We start from the raw sequence: 17,054 nt of genomic DNA on the forward strand, positions 1-17,054 counted from the left end.
CCTTATGGATCAGGTAGGCTGGTGCTCGCGCCGATCAGTGAGAGCTGGTCGGAGGCAATGCGGACGTAGCTCAGTTGGTAGAGCGCAACCTTGCCAAGGTTGAGGTCGCGAGTTCGAGCCTCGTCGTCCGCTCCATGGAGAAGGCCCCGGTCGAATCGGCCGGGGTCTTTTGCTGTTCCCACGTCATCTCTCCTCGCCCTTCGGCGTATTCGGCTCAGCCCGCCCACGCGTCGCATGCACCCCTCCCGTCCCGCCCTCACCGGCCCGCGTCTGACATTTGTCATGCCACCCGATGACAGCGCGCACTGCTGCCGGCCCCCGCCGGGGGAGACGCTTGAGTCATGACCAGGAGCGAAAGCACGACCGAGCACGACCACGTGATCGAGGTCACTGACCTGCGCCGGGTGTACGGAGGCGGCTTCGAGGCGGTGCGCGGCATCAGCCTCTCCGTGGCCCGCGGCGAGATCTTCGCGCTGCTCGGCACCAACGGCGCGGGGAAGACGTCGACGGTCGAGCTGCTCGAAGGGCTCGCGCCACCGGCGGGCGGCCGCGTCCGGGTCCTCGGCCACGATCCGTACGCGGAGCGGGCCGCCGTGCGGCCCCGGGTCGGCGTGATGCTCCAGGAGGGCGGCTTCCCCTCCGAGCTGACCGTCACCGAGACGGTCCGGATGTGGGCCGGCTGCACCAGCGGCGCCCGCCCCACCGGCGAGGCCCTGGAGCTCGTCGGTCTCACGAAGCGCGCACGGGTACGCGTGAAGCAGCTCTCCGGGGGCGAGAAGCGCCGTCTCGACCTGGCGCTCGCGCTCCTCGGCCACCCCGAGGTCCTCTTCCTCGACGAGCCGACCACCGGTCTCGACACCGAAGGACGCCGCGCCACCTGGGAGTTGATCTCCGCGCTGCGCGACGACGGGACGACCGTGCTGCTCACCACCCACTACCTGGAGGAGGCGGAGGTCCTGGCCGACCGGCTCGCCATACTCCACGCCGGGCGCATCGCCGCGTCCGGCACCCCGGCCGAGGTCACCGCCTCCCAGCCCTCCCGGATCTCCTTCGAGCTCCCCGACGGGTACTTCCTCGGAGACCTGCCCCCGCTCGCCGAGCTCGGCGTCACCGGCCACGAGACGACGGGCCGCACGGTGCGGCTGCGCACCAGTGAGCTGCAACAGGCCGCCACGGCACTGCTGTTGTGGGCCGACCGCGCCGGCGTCGAGCTGCGCGCCCTCGACGTGCGGTCGGCCTCACTGGAGGAGGCGTTCCTGAGAATCGCCAGGGAGGCGACCGAGGCCGACGAGGACGGCCCCACCACATCCACCGGCCCGCGTACGGCGGCCATGAGCGGAAAGGGAGCGTCGGCATGAGCGCCACAGCCGCGACCCACAGCGCGACGACCACGGCGGCGGGGCGGATGGCCGCCCTCGCCCGCGCCGAGCTCACCCTGCTGGGACGCACCAAGGCGACCCTGTTCGCCGCGGTGTTCGTGCCGCTGGCCCTGCCCCTCAGCCTGCGCTCGACCGTCGACGGGATGGACCTGAAGGGCACCGGCCTCTCGGTCGGCTCGGTCATCCTGCCCTCCGCGATCGGCTTCTCGCTCCTGTTCGCGGTCTACAGCTCCCTGGTGAGCGTGTACGCGGCACGCCGCGAGGAGCTCGTCCTCAAGAGACTGCGCACCGGCGAGCCCAGGGACTCCGAGATCCTCGCGGGTGCGGCCCTGCCCGCGGTCATGATCGGCCTCGTCCAGAGCCTGGTCCTGACCGCCGGGTGCGCCGCGCTCCTGGACATCGGCGCACCCGAGGCGCCTCATCTCGCCCTCCTCGGCCTGTTGCTGGGCCTCGTGATGTGGCCCCCGCTCGCGGCGGTCACCGCGTCCTTCAGCAGAAGTGTGGAGGGCGCCCAGGTCGCCGCCATGCCGCTGATGCTGGTGTCCCTGCTGGGCTCGGGCACCGTCGTCCCGCTGGAGCTCATGCCGGACCGGCTGGCCTCGCTCTGCGAGGTGCTGCCCCTGACTCCGGTGATCACCCTGGTCCGGGGTGGCTGGACCGGCGGACTGTCCGCCTCCGAGACCCTGGGCGCGCTCGTGACGGCGTTGGCCTGGACAGCGGTCGCGGTGTTTGCTGTACGCCGGTGGTTCCGCTGGGAACCACGGCGCTGACGACGGGCACGGCCGGGCACCGAGGACGGATGCGCTGGATGACGGGGCTCATGTGGGGCCTTCGGGCTCACAGAACTCGCGCGCCCCGTGAGCGGGGCGGGACGTGGAAGGGGAGAGCCGACATGAAGGCCGGTATGAGCAGACCGGGCGGCTGGTGGCGCCGGAAGAGCACTCCGGCGAAGGTCGAGACGTACACCCGCTGGTCGTTCCACTTCTTCGGGTTCATCGAGGTCACCACGGTCGGGAGCCTCATGTTCGGCGACATGGGCGCGTTCCTCGGCGGATGGGTGTTCCTGGCCGTCTGCGCGCACGCCGTGCTCTCCGCGGTCACCGCGTCCCGGGCCCTGGACTGGGTCCGCGACCGCCGCGAGCGGCCCGTGCGCCTGCTCGGCGCGCTGATCGCCGCCACCGTCCTGCTCGGCGCCGGCGCCCTCGTCCTCACATCCCAGGGTCCCGGCAGCGACGCGGCCGAGTCGGCGGGTGGCGCGCTCTTCGTGAGCGTCCTGGCCTTCGGCGCCGGCACCCTCTCACTCGGGTTCCGTGGCCGGCGCCGTGTGCTGGCCGTCGTGGCCGGCTTCGGCGCGGGAGCCGGGACCGTGTCGCTCCTGATCGGCCTGCCCTGGGTGGTCGCCCTCGCCATGGCGACGGCCGCGCTGGTGTCCTCCGGGTTCCTGGCCTTCACCTCCGTCTTCTCCGTCTGGCTGCTCAACGCCGTCTACGCGCTCGACGAGGCCCGCGAGACCCGTGCCCGCCTCGCCGTCGCCGAGGAGCGGCTGCGCTTCGGGCGCGATCTGCACGACGTGATCGGGCGCAACCTCGCGGTGATCTCCCTGAAGAGCGAACTCGCGGTACAGCTGGCGCGGCGCGGAAAGCCGGAGGCCGTGGACCAGATGACCGAGGTCCAGCGGATCGCCGGGGAGTCCCAGCGCGAGGTGCGCGAGGTCGTCCGCGGCTACCGCGAGGCGGACCTGGAGGTGGAACTCACCGGTGCGCGGGGCGTGCTGGAGGCCGCGGGCATCGAGTGCGCGCTCAGCGGCTCGGCGGGGGGACTGCCCGGACAGGTCCAGTCCGCGCTCGGCTGGGTCGTACGCGAGGCGACGACGAACGTCCTGCGGCACGGGAACGCCGCCCACTGCACGGTGTCCCTGCGGACGGCGGACGGCAGCGTGCTGCTGACCGTCGAGAACGACGGAGCGCCCGGCCCCGCGGGCACCGCGCCGGAGACCGGACGAGGCCCCGGGCTCGCCTCCGAGCCGGGCAGGGGCTCCGGGCTCGCGGGGCTGCGCGAACGGCTCACCCAGGTGGACGGAGTGCTCCGGGCCGGCCCCGCCGAGGACGGCCGCTTCCGCCTGACGGCCGAGGTGCCGCTGCCGGCGGGCGCCCCTGCGGACGCCGCCCCGGCGCGCCTCCCTCTTCCCGTCCCACACCCCGCGACCGAGGTCACCCCATGACATCCGAACGATCCGCACCGCCCAAGCCCTCCGGACAGACTGTGCCGTCCGGACAGACCGTGCCGTCCGGACAGACTGTGCCGTCCGAACAACCCGGGCCGTCCGGACCGGTCGGCAGGCCCGGACACCCGGCCCCCGGCCCCTCCCCCGCCTCCGCCTCCGGCGCCGCCCGGGCCGTGCGTCTGCTGCTCGCCGACGACGAACACCTGATCCGGGGCGCGCTCGCCGCGCTGCTGGCCTTGGAGGACGACCTGCTCGTGGTCGCCGAGGCCGCGACCGGGCCGGAGGCGCTCGCCATGGCGCGGGCGCACGTGCCCGACGTGGCCGTCCTGGACCTGGACATGCCCGGAGCCGACGGTGTGAAGGTGGCCACAACCCTGCGGAGGGAACTGCCCACGTGCCGGACGCTGATAGTGACGAGCCACGGCCGCCCCGGGCATCTGAAGCGGGCGCTCGCGGCAGGAGTGCGGGGGTTCGTCCCGAAGACGGTCAGTGCCCAGCGGCTCGCCGAGATCATCCGTACCGTCCACGCCGGGAACCGTTACGTCGACCCGGAGTTGGCCGCCGACGCGATCTCCGCCGGGGACTCGCCGCTGACCGCGCGCGAGGCCGAGGTGCTCGAGTTCGCCGCCGACGGGGCGCCCGTGGCGGAGATCGCCGAGCGGGCCGCGCTGTCCCAGGGGACCGTACGGAACTACCTCTCGTCCGCCGCCACCAAGCTCGGCGCGGAGAATCGGCACGCGGCGGTACGGCTCGCGCGCGAGCGCGGTTGGGTATAGTGGCTGTCGCGCCACGGCGCAGTGCGAACGTAGCTCAGTTGGTAGAGCGCAACCTTGCCAAGGTTGAGGTCGCGAGTTCGAACCTCGTCGTTCGCTCCACATCGAAGGCCCCGGTCGAGTCGACCGGGGCCTTCGTCGTTCCCTACGGCCCGGGCCCCGGCAGTTGCCGGGGGCCCGCGGCGGGGGCGGCCAGAGCCCCGTTACGACCAGGTCATGCCGGTCAGGTGCTCGTAGGCTTCGATGTACTTGGCGCGCGTGGCGTCCACGACCGGCTGCGGCAGCGCGGGCGGCGGCTGCTCGCCGTGACGGTCCCAGCCGGACTCGGCGGAGGTGAGCCAGTCGCGGACGAACTGCTTGTCGTACGACGGCTGCGCCCGGCCCGGCTTCCACTGGTCGGCGGGCCAGAAGCGGGACGAGTCGGGGGTCAGCACCTCGTCGGCGAGGACGAGCGCCCCGTCCGCGAAGCCGAACTCGAACTTGGTGTCGGCGAGGATGATCCCCCGCTCGCGGGCGATGTCCCGGGCGCGGCTGTAGACGGCGAGCGTCGCCTGCCGCAACTGGGCGGCGGTGTCCGCACCGACCTGGCGGGCGACCTCCTCGTACGCGACGTTCTCGTCGTGCTCACCGACCGCGGCCTTGGTGGCCGGGGTGAAGATGGGCGCCGGGAGTTCCGAGCCGTCGGTCAGGCCCTCGGGGAGCGCGAGACCGCAAACGGTCCGGGACTCCTTGTACTCGACGAGTCCGGAGCCGGTCAGATAACCGCGGGCGACGCACTCGACGGGGACCATTCGCAGGGACGTGCAGACCAGGGTGCGGCCCGCCCAGTCGGCGGGGGCGCCGGGCGGCAGGTCCGTGCTCAGGACGTGGTTCGGGACCAGGTCGGAGAGCTTGTCGAACCACCACAGGGAGAGCTGGGTGAGAACGCGGCCCTTGTCCGGGATCTCGGTGGGGAGCACCCAGTCATAGGCGGACATGCGGTCGCTGGCGACCATCACGAGGTCGCCCGCCTCGTTCTGGTACAGGTCGCGCACCTTGCCGGTGTGCAGATGCACCAGACCCGGCACCTGAACGGGCTCGGGCTTTTCTACGAATCCGGACACGGTTCCTCCCCGTGGTTCTGGCCAATGACTCGATTCTCCCGTATGCCGGGAGCGGTGCCCTGCCGGGGTCGGATGCGGCGCGCGGCGGACGGCCAGGACCGGTCAGGACCGAGCCCGGACCGGCGGGTGCCGGCCGCTTTCCCGGGGCCGGAGCTCAGTCGCGTTTGCAGATGCGGTCGAGGAGGTTGGCCGTGGCGCGCTGGATACGCGCGTCGACGTGGCCGGGACGGTCCAGCGCCGGCGACCAGGCGAACGTCCCGGACGCGAAGACCAGGGCGCCCGACGGAGCCCGGTACAGCGAGGTCTCCTGATGGCGGGGAGCGCCGTCGCCGTAGGGGGAGTGGGCGAGCAGGATCCGGTCGTCGTGCTCGGGCAGGGCGGTGCGCGGGAAGTAACGGTCCGCCTCACCGGCGACGAGGCCGTCGATCCCGTCGCCGTCCTGCGCGCCGGTCGCCTCCCACAGCCAGTGGTCGGCGTTGCGCACGACGAGCGGGCGGGGCTCGGGGACGCTGCTCGCGTACTGGATGCCCACCAGCTGCTGCTCGGGGCGGTCGATCTCCCGCCAGAGGGCGGGCTTGCCCGGCCCTCTGCGTTTGCGGCAGGTGAGCAGCCGGTCGGGGACCCCGGACGGTGACGGGCCCAGCTCGACCTGCCAGTACATGGTGTTGGCGGAGAGGAACACGAGGGAGGTGCCTTGCGCGCGGGCCAGCTCCGTGGTGCGGCGCATCCGCGCCGACCAGTACTCGTCGTGGCCCGGGAAGACCAGGCCCCGGTAGCGGGTGGGATCGACGCGGCCGGCGTGCAGATCGCGGGCGTCGGCGTAGGCGAGGTCGTAGCCGTAGCGCTCGGCCCAGCGGATGACGTCGTAGGCGTGGCCCACGTGCAGCGGGAGCCCGGAACCGGCGTACGGACGGTCGAAGGAGACGGTCGTCGCGGCGTCCGCCTCGCCGAGCAGGCGGCCCTCGTCGTCCCAGGCGTGGTAGAGGCTGGCGCCGGTCCGGCCGTCCTCCGGGTAGAGGTTGTACGCCTGCCAGGTGACGTCCGGCAGCAGGAGCAGCAGGTCGGCGGGGCGGTCGTCGCGGACCGTGAACGGCACGTGGGAACGGTGGCCGTCGGCGGTGGTCAGGACCGCCACGTACGCGCCGACGTTCCAGTAGCTCGGGATCTGCAGGCGCCACGAGAGCCACCAGTGGTGGCAGGACACCGTGCGGTCGGCCGCCAGCGGGCGGGGCTGGACGATGCCGGACAGCCGGGGGCTGGTGGTGATCTTCGCCGCGCCGTCCCCGCCGTAGTGGCCGATGCGGTAGATGTCGACGCCGAACTCCTGGGGCGGGTCGACGGTGATGTGGAAGTCGACGGCCTCTCCGGGGGCGACGGCGCCGGTCGAGGCGAAGCCCTTGATCTGGTGGTGGACGTCGTCCGCGGGCCGGGGGCCGCTGGTGCGCGGCTGGGGGATGGCGCCCTTGAGCGACGCGGTCCGGGTCCGGGTCCGCCCGGCATCCGGGCCGCCGTCCTGGTCCCGGGCAGGTGTGGCGCCCGGGGCGGGGTCGATGTACCAGGGGACGACCTGACCGGTGTCGCCGAAGTACTGCTCGTCTCCGCGCAGCCAGGGAACCGGGCCCTGGCCGAAGGGGTCCGTCACGGCGTGTGCGAGCGCCCCCGACTCCCAGCGGCGGATCCGTTCCGATCCCATGTCCGCTCCCCTCCTTCGTGCCCCCGAGCATCATGCTGGGCGCGTCGCGCGTGCGCGCCGTGTGGTTCACGTCGCGGTGCGCGCATCGTGCTGTTCACGTCGTGCTGTTCACGTCGTGTCGCGTGCGGGTCGCGCCGCCTCTCCCCTGTCGGTTCCGGCGTACGCGGTCCGCGCTCGGGGCGCGGTGCTCGCGAAGGGACCCAGCACATCACATTACGCACGCATTCCGTCACCGTTCGTCGCGAATTGGCGTTAACGAAACGCCGTGCCGTCCGGTAGTCCCACCACGGGGCCGCACGGTCGTCAGACCAGACGGACCGGTTTCTCGGGGCGGACGCCCAGGCGGCGGAGCCAGTCACGCAGCGGACCGGGGTCGCCGTCCTCTATCAGGGTGAGCACCGGGGGGCCCAGGTCGGCGGCGCGTTCGCCCTTGACGAGAAGGGCGGGGCCGTCGAGCCAGTCCAGGCCGGGTGCCGCTCCCGCCGTGTCCATCGCGGCGCAGCAGACCATCGCGGTGACGTGGTCGGCGAGCAGGTCGCGGCCGGTGCGCGGCGGCTGAAGGGGGAAGAGCGGCAGTGCTCCGTCGTCCCACGTCGCGCTGTCCGGGCCGGGCTGCTCGGCGCCCGTGGCCGGGGCGGGGCGGGCGTCGGGCGCGGACGCCTCCTCACGGGCCAGCTCGGCCGTGAGTCCCGCCGCGAGGGCGGCCGACCGCTCGTTCCCGGGGGCGGCGTCGTCGGTTTCGCTCCCGGCCTCCTGCGGGGGCGCAGTGCCCGGCGGCGCCGTCACGACGGGTGACGCCGGTGCAGCGGATGCAGCGGGTGGTACGAGGGGACCGGGCGGCGCTTTCGGCACCGGCGGGGCCGCGGGTGAGGCGGGGGCCGGCGGCGGATCAGCCGGGGCCGCGGCGGTCAGGGAGGCCGTGAGGTGGTCCATGACCCGGGCCAGGGTCGGGCCGTCAGCGTCGCGGGCCGTGGGGTCCGGGGAGTGGCGGACGCCCAGCGTGTTCAGGACGCGGTGCAACCGGGCCGCGTCCGTGCGCCAGGTGCGGTCGACGACCTCCTCCGGGTACTCCTGCCAGGCCACCGGGGCCCAGTCGGGGCCGCACCCGGCGGGACCGCCGTGGAAGAGGCGGGCGGCGAGGAGGGAGGCCGCCTCGTCGACGGTGCCCGGCTCCTCGAGGAGGTCGCAGGCCGGGCGCTCGCCGAGCCGGGAGGTGAAGCCCTCGGCGAGACGGTCGCGCCGGGAGAGCTCGGTGAGGGCCGCGACCACGCCCGCGTCCAGCCGGGCCGGCCAGCGGCCCATCCGCCAGGCGGGCAGGGCGACCCGGGTCAGCAGCCGGTCCCATCCCGCGTACGCGAGGCCCACCTGCTCCTGGGCGACGATCCGCAGCCCGTAGTCCACAGCCTGTGCACGCTCGGCGGCGGCCGCCGCGACCCCGCGCTCCATTTCGGCCACGTGACCGCGACAGCCGCGCAGCAGCAGCCGGGCGACCCAGCCCGCCCCTCTCAGCGCCGTCCGGGTCAGGACGCCGCGGGACGGCTCCGAGGCGACGGCCACTGCCGCGTCGAGCCCGCGTACGAAGCGCCGGGCCGCGGCTATGTCGGGGTGCGCGGAAGGGCCCGTACCGGCGACGACCGGGGCGAGGACCGCACGCAGCTCGCCCACCCGCATCCACCACAGGAACGGTGAGCCGATGACGAGGACGGGGGCGGCCCGGTCCCGCCGGGGCCGCGCGGCCAGGGCGCGTATGCCCTGGGCGGCCGGGGTCTGCGCTCCGCCGTCCGGGGCCGGGGCGTGGGGCGGGGCGTGTGCCCGGTGCGTCCGGTCCTCCAGCCAGCTGTCACAGTCGGGGGTGAGCGCTATGGCGGAGGGCGCCGGGACACCGAGCCGGTCCGCCAGGTCCCGGACCATGCGGTACAGGTCGGGCGCGGACCGCTCGGTGACCGGAACGGTCGGGGTCATGGCGGGACGAGCCCGGACGACGAGGAGCGCGACGCCCGCGGCGGCGAGGAGGACGACGACGGCGACGACCGTCACCACCCGGCGCGCGACCGGCCAGCCGGCCCCGTCCACACGGCCGGTGGCCCCGCCCACGAGCAGGACGACGGCGACCGCCGCGGGAAGCAGGGCGACGGCCAGTGCCCTGCTGCGGACCCGCAGCACGGCCAGAGCCCGGGAACGCGCGGCCTGCGCGCCCACCTCCACACCCATACCGGTCACGACCCGATGACACCCCCTACCGTCCGGCCCGCCCCGGGCTGTCCCGCAGCCCGCGTCGGCGGATGCCCTCTCGCGTTGCTCACTCCCCCACTGTGGCACCCGCCACCGACATCGCAATGCCGGTGGGCCAAGTGCCGGACCCCTTTGCGCCGCACCCTAGTTGGGGCCTCGGCCGTAGTCAGCCGGTTGGGGCATTGGTCACCCGATGGAATGGCTTTGGGGAAAGGTGGAGGACAACGGGCACGCGATCGGCCCCTGGTTCCGGGGAATCCAGGGGCCGAGCGGTACTCAGGAGGCGGGCCTGCCGTCAGGCGCCCCGCTCCGCCGTCGGCTCCGCCTCGGCCGCGGCCCGGGCGGCGATGTCCGTGCGGTGCTGGGAGCCGTCGAGGCCGATCCGGCCCACGGCCGCGTACGCGCGCTCGCGGGCCTCGGTGAGCCCCGCGCCGGTCGCCGTCACGGACAGCACGCGGCCACCCGCGCTGACCACAGCGTCGCCGTCGCGCTTCGTACCGGCGTGCAGGACGTACGCGTACGGGGCGTCCTGGGCCGCCACCTCGTCGAGCCCGGTGATGGGGTCGCCGGTGCGGGGGCTGCCCGGGTAGTTGTGGGAGGCCACGACCACGGTGACGGCCGCGTCGTCGCTCCAGCGCAGCGGGGGGAGGCCGGCGAGTTCCCCGTTGGCCGAGGCGAGCAGCACGCCCGCGAGCGGGGTCCGCAGCCGGGCCAGGACGACCTGCGTCTCCGGGTCGCCGAAGCGGGCGTTGAACTCGATGACGCGTACGCCGCGGCTGGTGATCGCGAGCCCCGCGTAGAGCAGACCGGAGAACGGCGTGCCCCGGCGGCGCAGCTCGTCGACGGTCGGCTGCAGGACGCTCTCCATGACCTCCGTGACCAGCTTCGGGTCCGCCCACGGCAACGGCGAGTACGCGCCCATGCCGCCGGTGTTCGGGCCCTCGTCCCCGTCCAGCGCCCGCTTGAAGTCCTGCGCGGGCTGGAGCGGGACGACGGTCTCGCCGTCCGTGATCGCGAAGAGGGAGACCTCGGGGCCGTCGAGGAACTCCTCGATGACGACCCGGTCGCAGGCCAGGGCGTGGGCCCGCGCGACGCCGAGGTCGTCGGTCACGACGACGCCCTTGCCGGCGGCCAGCCCGTCGTCCTTCACTACGTAGGGAGCGCCGAAGGCGTCGAGCGCCTCGTCGATCTCCTCCGGCTTCGTGCACACGTACGAGCGCGCGGTGGGGACGCCCGCCGCGGCCATCACGTCCTTGGCGAACGCCTTGGAGCCCTCCAGCTGGGCCGCCTCCCCGGACGGGCCGAAGCAGGGGATGCCCGCCGCGCGCACGGCGTCGGCGACACCCGCGACGAGCGGGGCCTCCGGGCCGACGACGACCAGCTCGGCACCGAGCCCGGTGGCCAGCGCGGCCACGGCGGCGCCGTCGTGGGCGTCGACCTGGTGCGACTCGGCCACCTGGGCGGTGCCTGCGTTGCCGGGGGCGCAGTGCAGCTCGGTGACGTCGGGGTCGAGGGACAGGGAGCGGCACAGGGCGTGTTCGCGGGCGCCGTTACCGATGACAAGGACCTTCACGGGGTCAGCGTAACCGCAGGAGACGGCCGCCCTTGTAGGGGCTTCCGAGGCGGGGCGGACGCAGACCTGGTGCGATCCCCCAAAAGCGGCGGCGCGCATCGGCGCCCGCGACGCTCGCGCACCACGCCTCTCACGCTCGCGCACCACGCCTCTCACGCTCGCGAACCGCGTCTCCGGACGCCGGCGAACCGGTCAGTCGTCCCTACCGGTGCAGTGTTCCCCGGCCCGCCGCACTCCGACAGGTCCGGGCACCTCGGTGGTCTGCGTACTTCGGCCGGTCCTCAAGGCTCCCTGGTCCGCCGCACCTCGGCCGGTCAGTCGTTCGTGAACTCGTCCACCACCGTGGCGCCCAGCTCGCGGACGATCAGGTCGTGGCCCGAGAGCGCGGACTCCTCGATGTCCGGGTCGTCGTCCTCCGGAATGTCGTCCTCGGGCGCGACGGGACGCGGCTGCGGGGCGGAGGACGGTGGGACAACGCCCGCTCCCGGCCCTTGGTCCCGGCCCTGCTGCCCCTGCGCCTGTCCCTGTCCTCCAGGACGCCCCTCGGCCGGTCCCCCCTGCGCCGGTGCCGGCCGGGGTGCGGGCGCCGCGGACTGGGGCGCCGGACGCGGGGCCGCCGGAGCGCCTCCGCCCGGCCCGCCGCCGAAGCCGCCACCGAAACCGGGACCGGGGCCGGGGCCGGGGCCCGGACCGCCGCCCGAGCCGGACGGCGGTGCGTCACCGCCGCCCGAGGCGTCGACGATCGCGTCGATCTTCCACTGGATGCCGAACTGCTCGGTCAGCGCCTGCCGCAGTACGTCCTCGCTGCCGCTGCTCGCGAAGTTGTCCCGGGCGCCGGCGTTCACGAAGCCGATCTGCAGAGTCGTGCCGTCGAACCCGGTGACCTGGGCGTTCTGGCTGAGCAGGATCCAGGTGAACCGGCGGCGGTTCTTCACCGCCTCCAGGATGTTCGGCCACAGGACGCGCGGGTCGGGGCCGCCGCCCGGCGGTCCGGACACGGGGGAGGGAGCGGCGGGAGCGGACGCTGCCGGCGTGGGCGCGGGCGCGGAGACCGGGGCGGCCGTCCGCGACGGCTGGGCACCGGAGCCGGCACCGGTCTGCGGCTGTCCGCCTCCCGCCGGGGCCGCCGTCGGCCAGCCGCCGGGCCGCCGACCGCTCCCGGCGGCCGTGGGGGTGGGCCATGCGCCGGGCGCGGATCCGGCGGGGGCCGCGGGCGGAGCCGGCGCCGGGGCGGGCGCGGGCGGCGCGGCGGCGTCACCCGAACCCCCCGGCCCCGAACCCCCCGGCCCCGAACCACGCTGCCCCTGCTCCTGCCCCTGCCCCTGGCTTAGCCCCTGACTGTGCCCCTGCCCCTGGCTCTGGACGTGCTCGGCAGCCGGGGCCGGACCCGCGGAGCCGGAACCCCCGGCACCCGGACCCGCCGCGACGGCCTGGTCCGCCGCCCCACCGCTTCCCGCGCGTACGGCGGCCCGAGCCGCCGCCGGACCGCCGCCGGGCGGAACCGACGCGTCCTGGAACGAGGCCCCCGCCCCCGGGCCCGTACCCGCCCCCACGCCGGCTCCGCCCCCGTGAGCCTCCGGTCCGGGCACGTACCCCATGGCGGGCGCGGACCCGCCGCCGGAGAAGTTCACGCCGCGCTCTATGCGGTCGAGGCGGGCCATGACGGAACGCTCGTCCCCGTACGCGGCCGGGAGCAGGACGCGCGCGCAGATGAGCTCAAGCTGGAGCCGGGGCGAGGTGGCCCCGCGCATCTCGGTCAGCCCCTCGTTGACGAGGTCGGCGGCGCGGCTGAGCTCGGCGGCGCCGAAGACACCGGCCTGGGCCTGCATCCGCTCCACCACGTCGACGGGCGCGTCGATGAGCCCCTTCTCCGCGGCGTCCGGTACGGCCGCGAGGATCACCAGGTCCCGCAGGCGCTCCAGCAGGTCGGCGACGAACCGCCGCGGGTCGTTGCCCCCCTCGATGACGTGGTCCACGATCTCGAAGGCGGCGGCTCCGTCCCCGGAGGCGAAGGCCTCGACGGCGGAGTCGAGCAGCGAGGCCTCCGTGTAGCCGAGGAGCGAGGTGGCCATGGGGTACGTCACACCGTAGTCACCGGCGCTCGCGAGGAGCTGGTCCATGACGGACATGGAGTCACGCACGGACCCGGCCCCGGCCCGCACGACCAGCGGCAGCACTCCGTCGCCGACGGGGATGCCCTCGCGCCCGCACACCTCGCCCAGGTACTCCCGGAGGGTCCCGGGCGGGACGAGACGGAACGGGTAGTGGTGGGTGCGCGACCGGATCGTCCCGATGACCTTCTCGGGCTCGGTCGTGGCGAAGATGAACTTGAGGTGCTCCGGCGGCTCCTCGACGACCTTCAGCAGGGCGTTGAAGCCGGCCGGCGTGACCATGTGGGCCTCGTCGATGATGTAGATCTTGTACCGGCTGCTCGCGGGCCCGAAGAACGCCTTCTCACGCAGGTCACGGGCGTCGTCCACGCCACCGTGGGAAGCGGCGTCGATCTCGATGACGTCGATGGAACCCGGCCCGTTCCTGGCGAGGTCCTGGCAGGACTGGCACTCACCGCACGGCGTCGGCGTCGGCCCCTGCTCGCAGTTCAGGCACCGGGCCAGGATGCGCGCGCTGGTCGTCTTGCCGCACCCGCGCGGCCCGCTGAACAGGTACGCGTGATTGACCCGGTTGTTCCGCAGCGCCTGCTGCAACGGGTCAGTGACATGCTCCTGACCGATGACCTCGGCGAACGACTCCGGGCGATAACGGCGGTACAGCGCGAGAGACGACACGCATACGAGGTTATAGGCGCCCACTGACAACCAGGACCGCCCGAGACAGGGCGGACCGGCCCGGACACGGGCCACCCCCGCCACAGGGGAAATCGGATGTGGCCGACGCCACGACCCCGCTCCCGCCCGAGAGGTCACCGCCATCCCCCGCCGGGTCGCCCCCGCCCCCGGAAAACCCCGCCGGAAACATAAGCGCCCCCCACGCACCCGCCAGAGCCGACCTACCCTTGCTGCCTTCCGGCCCTGGGGGAGTTCAGTCAGATAGCGCCACGTGAGGGGCTCCGCACAGGGTACCCGATTCGGCGGGCGGGAACGAGTTCGCGAGCACCTCCCACCGTCATGTAATGTTCCCGACGGAGGATTCGCCTAGAGGCCTAGGGCGCACGCTTGGAAAGCGTGTTGGGGGCAACCCCTCACGAGTTCGAATCTCGTATCCTCCGCCAGTGCCTCACCGGGCACGACTCGAAGGGCCCCGCAGTTCGCTGCGGGGCCCTTCGACGTTGTCCGCCCCACCGCCCCGGTCACCGCCGGTGTCGTACGCCGATGTCCTCCCCCGCAGCCCGGGCTTCGGCCGTGGCTGCCCAGGCCCCCGTCAGGCCCCCGTCGGACCGGCGGGCCTCAGCCCAGAGTCACCTCGGAGGCCGGCGGCCTCAGCCGAGGGTCACCTCGGAGGCCGGCAGGACGCGGAGGTTCCGGCCGGGGAAGCGGAGGTGGCGGAATATCTCGTTGTGGTGCGCGATCGACCGGTCCGGGGCGGCGTAGGCCCCGGTCCCGGGGCGGACCGACGTGGTGTGCCCGTCGGCGACCAGCACCACGTCGTAGCCGTGGCTCAGCGCCCGGCGTGCCGTGGTGTCCACGCAGATCTCCGTCGCGAACCCGGTGACGATCACCTCGGTGACTCCCAGCCTCCGCAGGGTGCTGTCCAGGCCGGTGTCCAGGAAGCCGTCCGGGCTGGTCTTCCGGACGACCTCCTCGTCAGCGGCGGGCTCGAGTGCGGGCACGACCCGCCACCCCTCGTCGTCGGCCGCCGTCCCGTCGCCGACGTCCTGGACCGTCACGACCGGTACACCGGCGGCCTTGGCCCGCTCACGGAGCCCGGCGATCACGGCGACGGTCTCGGCCGCCCGGTGGGCGATCGCCACGGGGGCGTTCTGCATGTCGATGACCAGAAGCGCGGAGGTGTGGGGCATGGCGTCACCGTAGCCGCGCCGACGGGGGCGCCCGCGAGCCGTTTTTGCCGGAACGGCAACATCCCTGGGGCCTCTCGCGCCGGGCGGCGGACCATGGCCGTCACCACGTTCTGGAGGTCTCATGTCGCAGCGCCCCACCCCCGCCGTCCACCGCCTGGTCCCCTCGCCCGCGGGCCGGATCCATCTCGTGGAGCAGGGCACCGGCCCCCTGGTGCTGCTCGTGCACGGCTTCCCGGAGTCCTGGTACTCGTGGCGCCACCAGCTGCCCGCGCTGGCCGCCGCCGGATACCGCGCGGTCGCCGTCGACGTCCGGGGTTACGGACGGTCCTCCAGGCCGGAACGCACGGACGCGTACCGGATGCTCGACCTCGTGGAGGACAACGCCGCGGTCGTGGACGCCCTCGGCGAGCGGTCCGCGGTGATCGTCGGGCACGACTGGGGCGCCACCATCGCGGCGAACTCCGCCCTTCTCCGGCCGGACGTCTTCCGCGCGGTCGGGCTGCTGAGCGTTCCCTACAGCCCGCGCGGCGGGCCGAGGCCCAGCGACATCTTCGCCGGGATGGGCGGCGACGAGGAGTTCTACGTCTCGTACTTCCAGGAGCCGGGCCGCGCCGAGTCGGAGATCGAACCCGACGTACGCGGCTGGCTCGCCGGCTTCTACGCCGCCCTGTCCGCGGACACGATGCACGCCCCGCCCGCCCCGGGGCCGCACTTCGTGCCCCGCGGCAGGGCGATGCGTGACCGCTTCCCAGCCGGACCGCGGCCCGGCTGGCTCAGCGAGGCGGATCTCGACGTCTACGCCGGTGAGTTCGAGCGGACCGGTCTCACCGGGGCGCTGAACCGCTACCGGAACATGGACCGGGACTGGGAGGACCTCGCCGGCTTCGACGGCGCTCCCGTCACCCAGCCGTCCCTGTTCGCCGGTGGCGGCCTGGACGCCTCCACCACCTGGCTCGCCGACGCGATCGAGGCGTACCCCGTCACCCTGCCCGGACTCGTCTCCTCGCACGTCCTCGACGGCTGCGGCCACTGGATCCAGCAGGAACGCCCCGCCGAGGTCAACCGGCTCCTGACCGACTGGCTCGCTTCTCCGGACCTGAACCCGGACGCCTGACGCGGGCCCGTCGGGTCACTGGTCGGAGTAGCTGAGGTCTCCTACCGTCCAGGCGCTGATGTCCTTGATCGCGACCCGGAACATGCCGCCCGTGTCCGGGATGCCCATGGTGCCCTGGAGGATGCGGGCGACATGGAAGTGCAGGTGGGTGGGGGTCCCGTCGCCGGGGCTGTGCTCCCCGGAGTCGGCGGTGAAGATGTCGGCGAACGCCCCCAGGCGTTCCGAGTCGGCCAGGACCTCGGCGACCCGCTGCCTCCACACGGCCTCGGGGGCCAGCCGTCCGGTGATCACCGCTCCGGAGGCCACCACCGTCAGGGACATCTGATTGCAGCGCTCGGACTCCACCTTCGCGGCGATACCGGCGAGCAGTTCCTCAGAGTTCGACATGGAAGCGGATTCTATTCAGCGGCCCCGCCGGCCGGCTCCCGCCCCGGCACACCGGCCGAGGCACCCTGCCCGTCCGGCCCGTCCGGCGGCGCGGGCTCCCGGAGGCGACCGGGACGGCGGCGGGGCCGGGGAATGGTGTTTTATTTCCTCCGGGACCTGGATGCCGAAGGCACCGAGCCCGTGAAGGCGTTCGTTGCACAACGAGGTGACATGTCAGCAGAGTCTCCGCTCAGCCGTCGTCTGGACGACGACGACTACCCCGCGTACACGATGGGCCGCGCCGCCGAGATGCTCGGCACCACCCCCGCCTTCCTGCGGGCCATCGGCGAGGCGCGGCTGATCACGCCGCTGCGTTCGGAGGGCGGCCACCGCCGCTACTCGCGCTACCAGCTGCGGATCGCCGCCCGCGCCCGGGAGCTGGTCGACCAGGGGACCCCGGTCGAGGCCGCCTGCCGCATCGTCATCCTCGAGGACCAGCTCGAAGAGGCCCAGCGCATCAACGCGGAGTACCGCCGCGCGGCGGCCTCGGAGCGTGGCGGGACGCCGGACGGAACACCGGCCGCAGCGCAGGGCGATGCACCGGACGGGACGCCGGGCGAA

The 17,054-nt window shown here is 73.9% G+C and carries 12 protein-coding genes, 3 tRNA genes, 1 other RNA gene and 1 pseudogene; 9 read left to right on the forward strand and 8 right to left on the reverse strand.

The genetic code is table 11. The annotated features are described in order from the left end of the window. The first annotated feature begins 59 nt into the window (after nucleotides 1-59). From ACFY93_RS28100 to ACFY93_RS28125, 6 genes are all read left to right on the forward strand, one after another. Nucleotides 60-135, forward strand: a tRNA-Gly gene (locus ACFY93_RS28100). Between the two features lie 206 nt (nucleotides 136-341). Further along, complete coding sequence (locus ACFY93_RS28105) at nucleotides 342-1,358, forward strand: ATP-binding cassette domain-containing protein (RefSeq protein WP_391364102.1); 1,017 nt, start codon at nucleotides 342-344, stop codon at nucleotides 1,356-1,358. After that, a complete protein-coding gene (locus ACFY93_RS28110; protein WP_391364104.1) occupies nucleotides 1,355-2,149 on the forward strand; it encodes an ABC transporter permease in 795 nt (264 codons plus the stop codon). Before ACFY93_RS28105 ends, ACFY93_RS28110 begins: the two co-directional genes overlap by 4 nt. A 134-nt stretch (nucleotides 2,150-2,283) precedes the next feature. Continuing rightward, nucleotides 2,284-3,600, forward strand: coding sequence for a histidine kinase (locus tag ACFY93_RS28115; RefSeq protein WP_391364106.1), 1,317 nt, complete (start codon nucleotides 2,284-2,286; stop codon nucleotides 3,598-3,600). 176 nt (nucleotides 3,601-3,776) lie between these two features. Further along, nucleotides 3,777-4,379 carry a response regulator gene (locus tag ACFY93_RS28120; RefSeq protein WP_391364198.1) on the forward strand — a complete coding sequence of 201 codons (603 nt, stop codon included), beginning with the start codon at nucleotides 3,777-3,779 and terminating at the stop codon, nucleotides 4,377-4,379. A 23-nt stretch (nucleotides 4,380-4,402) separates the two neighbouring features. Further along, nucleotides 4,403-4,478 (forward strand) — tRNA-Gly (locus ACFY93_RS28125). Between the two features lie 101 nt (nucleotides 4,479-4,579). Here the strand turns inward: ACFY93_RS28125 and ACFY93_RS28130 are convergent. The 6 genes from ACFY93_RS28130 to ffs all read right to left on the reverse strand — a co-directional run bounded on the left by ACFY93_RS28130 (nucleotide 4,580) and on the right by ffs (nucleotide 14,047). Next, nucleotides 4,580-5,479, reverse strand: a complete 900-nt coding sequence (locus ACFY93_RS28130) for a phosphoribosylaminoimidazolesuccinocarboxamide synthase (protein WP_391364107.1) — start codon at nucleotides 5,477-5,479, stop codon at nucleotides 4,580-4,582. Nucleotides 5,480-5,633: 154 nt separating this feature from the next. Continuing rightward, complete coding sequence (locus ACFY93_RS28135) at nucleotides 5,634-7,172, reverse strand: N,N-dimethylformamidase beta subunit family domain-containing protein (protein ID WP_391364109.1); 1,539 nt, start codon at nucleotides 7,170-7,172, stop codon at nucleotides 5,634-5,636. Between the two features lie 303 nt (nucleotides 7,173-7,475). Further along, a complete protein-coding gene (locus ACFY93_RS28140; protein WP_391364200.1) occupies nucleotides 7,476-9,383 on the reverse strand; it encodes a hypothetical protein in 1,908 nt (635 codons plus the stop codon). Nucleotides 9,384-9,699: 316 nt separating this feature from the next. Further along, nucleotides 9,700-10,977, reverse strand: coding sequence for a phosphoribosylamine--glycine ligase (gene purD, locus ACFY93_RS28145; RefSeq protein ID WP_391364111.1), 1,278 nt, complete (start codon nucleotides 10,975-10,977; stop codon nucleotides 9,700-9,702). A 314-nt stretch (nucleotides 10,978-11,291) separates the two neighbouring features. After that, nucleotides 11,292-13,763 carry a DNA polymerase III subunit gamma and tau gene (locus ACFY93_RS28150; RefSeq protein ID WP_391364113.1) on the reverse strand — a complete coding sequence of 824 codons (2,472 nt, stop codon included), beginning with the start codon at nucleotides 13,761-13,763 and terminating at the stop codon, nucleotides 11,292-11,294. A gap of 185 nt (nucleotides 13,764-13,948) precedes the next feature. Next, nucleotides 13,949-14,047, reverse strand: an RNA gene (gene ffs, locus ACFY93_RS28155) — signal recognition particle sRNA small type. A 71-nt stretch (nucleotides 14,048-14,118) separates the two neighbouring features. Between ffs and ACFY93_RS28160 the strand changes: the two genes are divergently transcribed. Next, nucleotides 14,119-14,206, forward strand: a tRNA-Ser gene (locus tag ACFY93_RS28160). Between the two features lie 207 nt (nucleotides 14,207-14,413). On the opposite strand, the gene ACFY93_RS28165 is transcribed toward ACFY93_RS28160, so the two are convergent. Beyond that, nucleotides 14,414-14,953 (reverse strand): isochorismatase family protein, encoded by a 540-nt coding sequence (locus tag ACFY93_RS28165; RefSeq protein ID WP_391364115.1) that lies wholly within the window; start codon nucleotides 14,951-14,953, stop codon nucleotides 14,414-14,416. Nucleotides 14,954-15,074: 121 nt separating this feature from the next. Between ACFY93_RS28165 and ACFY93_RS28170 the strand changes: the two genes are divergently transcribed. Continuing rightward, complete coding sequence (locus tag ACFY93_RS28170; protein ID WP_391364117.1) at nucleotides 15,075-16,067, forward strand: alpha/beta fold hydrolase; 993 nt, start codon at nucleotides 15,075-15,077, stop codon at nucleotides 16,065-16,067. 15 nt (nucleotides 16,068-16,082) lie between these two features. Here ACFY93_RS28170 and ACFY93_RS28175 read toward each other — a convergent pair whose 3' ends face one another. Beyond that, complete coding sequence (locus ACFY93_RS28175) at nucleotides 16,083-16,454, reverse strand: hypothetical protein (RefSeq protein ID WP_391364119.1); 372 nt, start codon at nucleotides 16,452-16,454, stop codon at nucleotides 16,083-16,085. A 210-nt stretch (nucleotides 16,455-16,664) separates the two neighbouring features. Here ACFY93_RS28175 and ACFY93_RS28180 point away from each other — a divergent pair. Next, nucleotides 16,665-17,015: pseudogene (locus tag ACFY93_RS28180) on the forward strand (MerR family transcriptional regulator); the annotation flags it as partial. Nucleotides 17,016-17,054 lie beyond the last annotated feature (39 nt).

The sequence above is a fragment of the Streptomyces sp. NPDC008313 genome (assembly GCF_042956125.1).
Classification (GTDB): domain Bacteria; phylum Actinomycetota; class Actinomycetes; order Streptomycetales; family Streptomycetaceae; genus Streptomyces.

Excerpts from the sequence above, each read along its gene's own strand:
- ACFY93_RS28140 (WP_391364200.1), bottom strand. The coding sequence starts at position 9,383 with ATGGGTGTGGAGGTGGGCGCGCAGGCCGCGCGTTCCCGGGCTCTGGCC.
- ACFY93_RS28110 (WP_391364104.1), top strand. The coding sequence starts at position 1,355 with ATGAGCGCCACAGCCGCGACCCACAGCGCGACGACCACGGCGGCGGGG.
- ACFY93_RS28135 (WP_391364109.1), bottom strand. The coding sequence starts at position 7,172 with ATGGGATCGGAACGGATCCGCCGCTGGGAGTCGGGGGCGCTCGCACAC.
- ACFY93_RS28165 (WP_391364115.1), bottom strand. The coding sequence starts at position 14,953 with ATGCCCCACACCTCCGCGCTTCTGGTCATCGACATGCAGAACGCCCCC.
- ACFY93_RS28175 (WP_391364119.1), bottom strand. The coding sequence starts at position 16,454 with ATGTCGAACTCTGAGGAACTGCTCGCCGGTATCGCCGCGAAGGTGGAG.
- ACFY93_RS28170 (WP_391364117.1), top strand. The coding sequence starts at position 15,075 with ATGTCGCAGCGCCCCACCCCCGCCGTCCACCGCCTGGTCCCCTCGCCC.
- ACFY93_RS28105 (WP_391364102.1), top strand. The coding sequence starts at position 342 with ATGACCAGGAGCGAAAGCACGACCGAGCACGACCACGTGATCGAGGTC.
- ACFY93_RS28115 (WP_391364106.1), top strand. The coding sequence starts at position 2,284 with ATGAGCAGACCGGGCGGCTGGTGGCGCCGGAAGAGCACTCCGGCGAAG.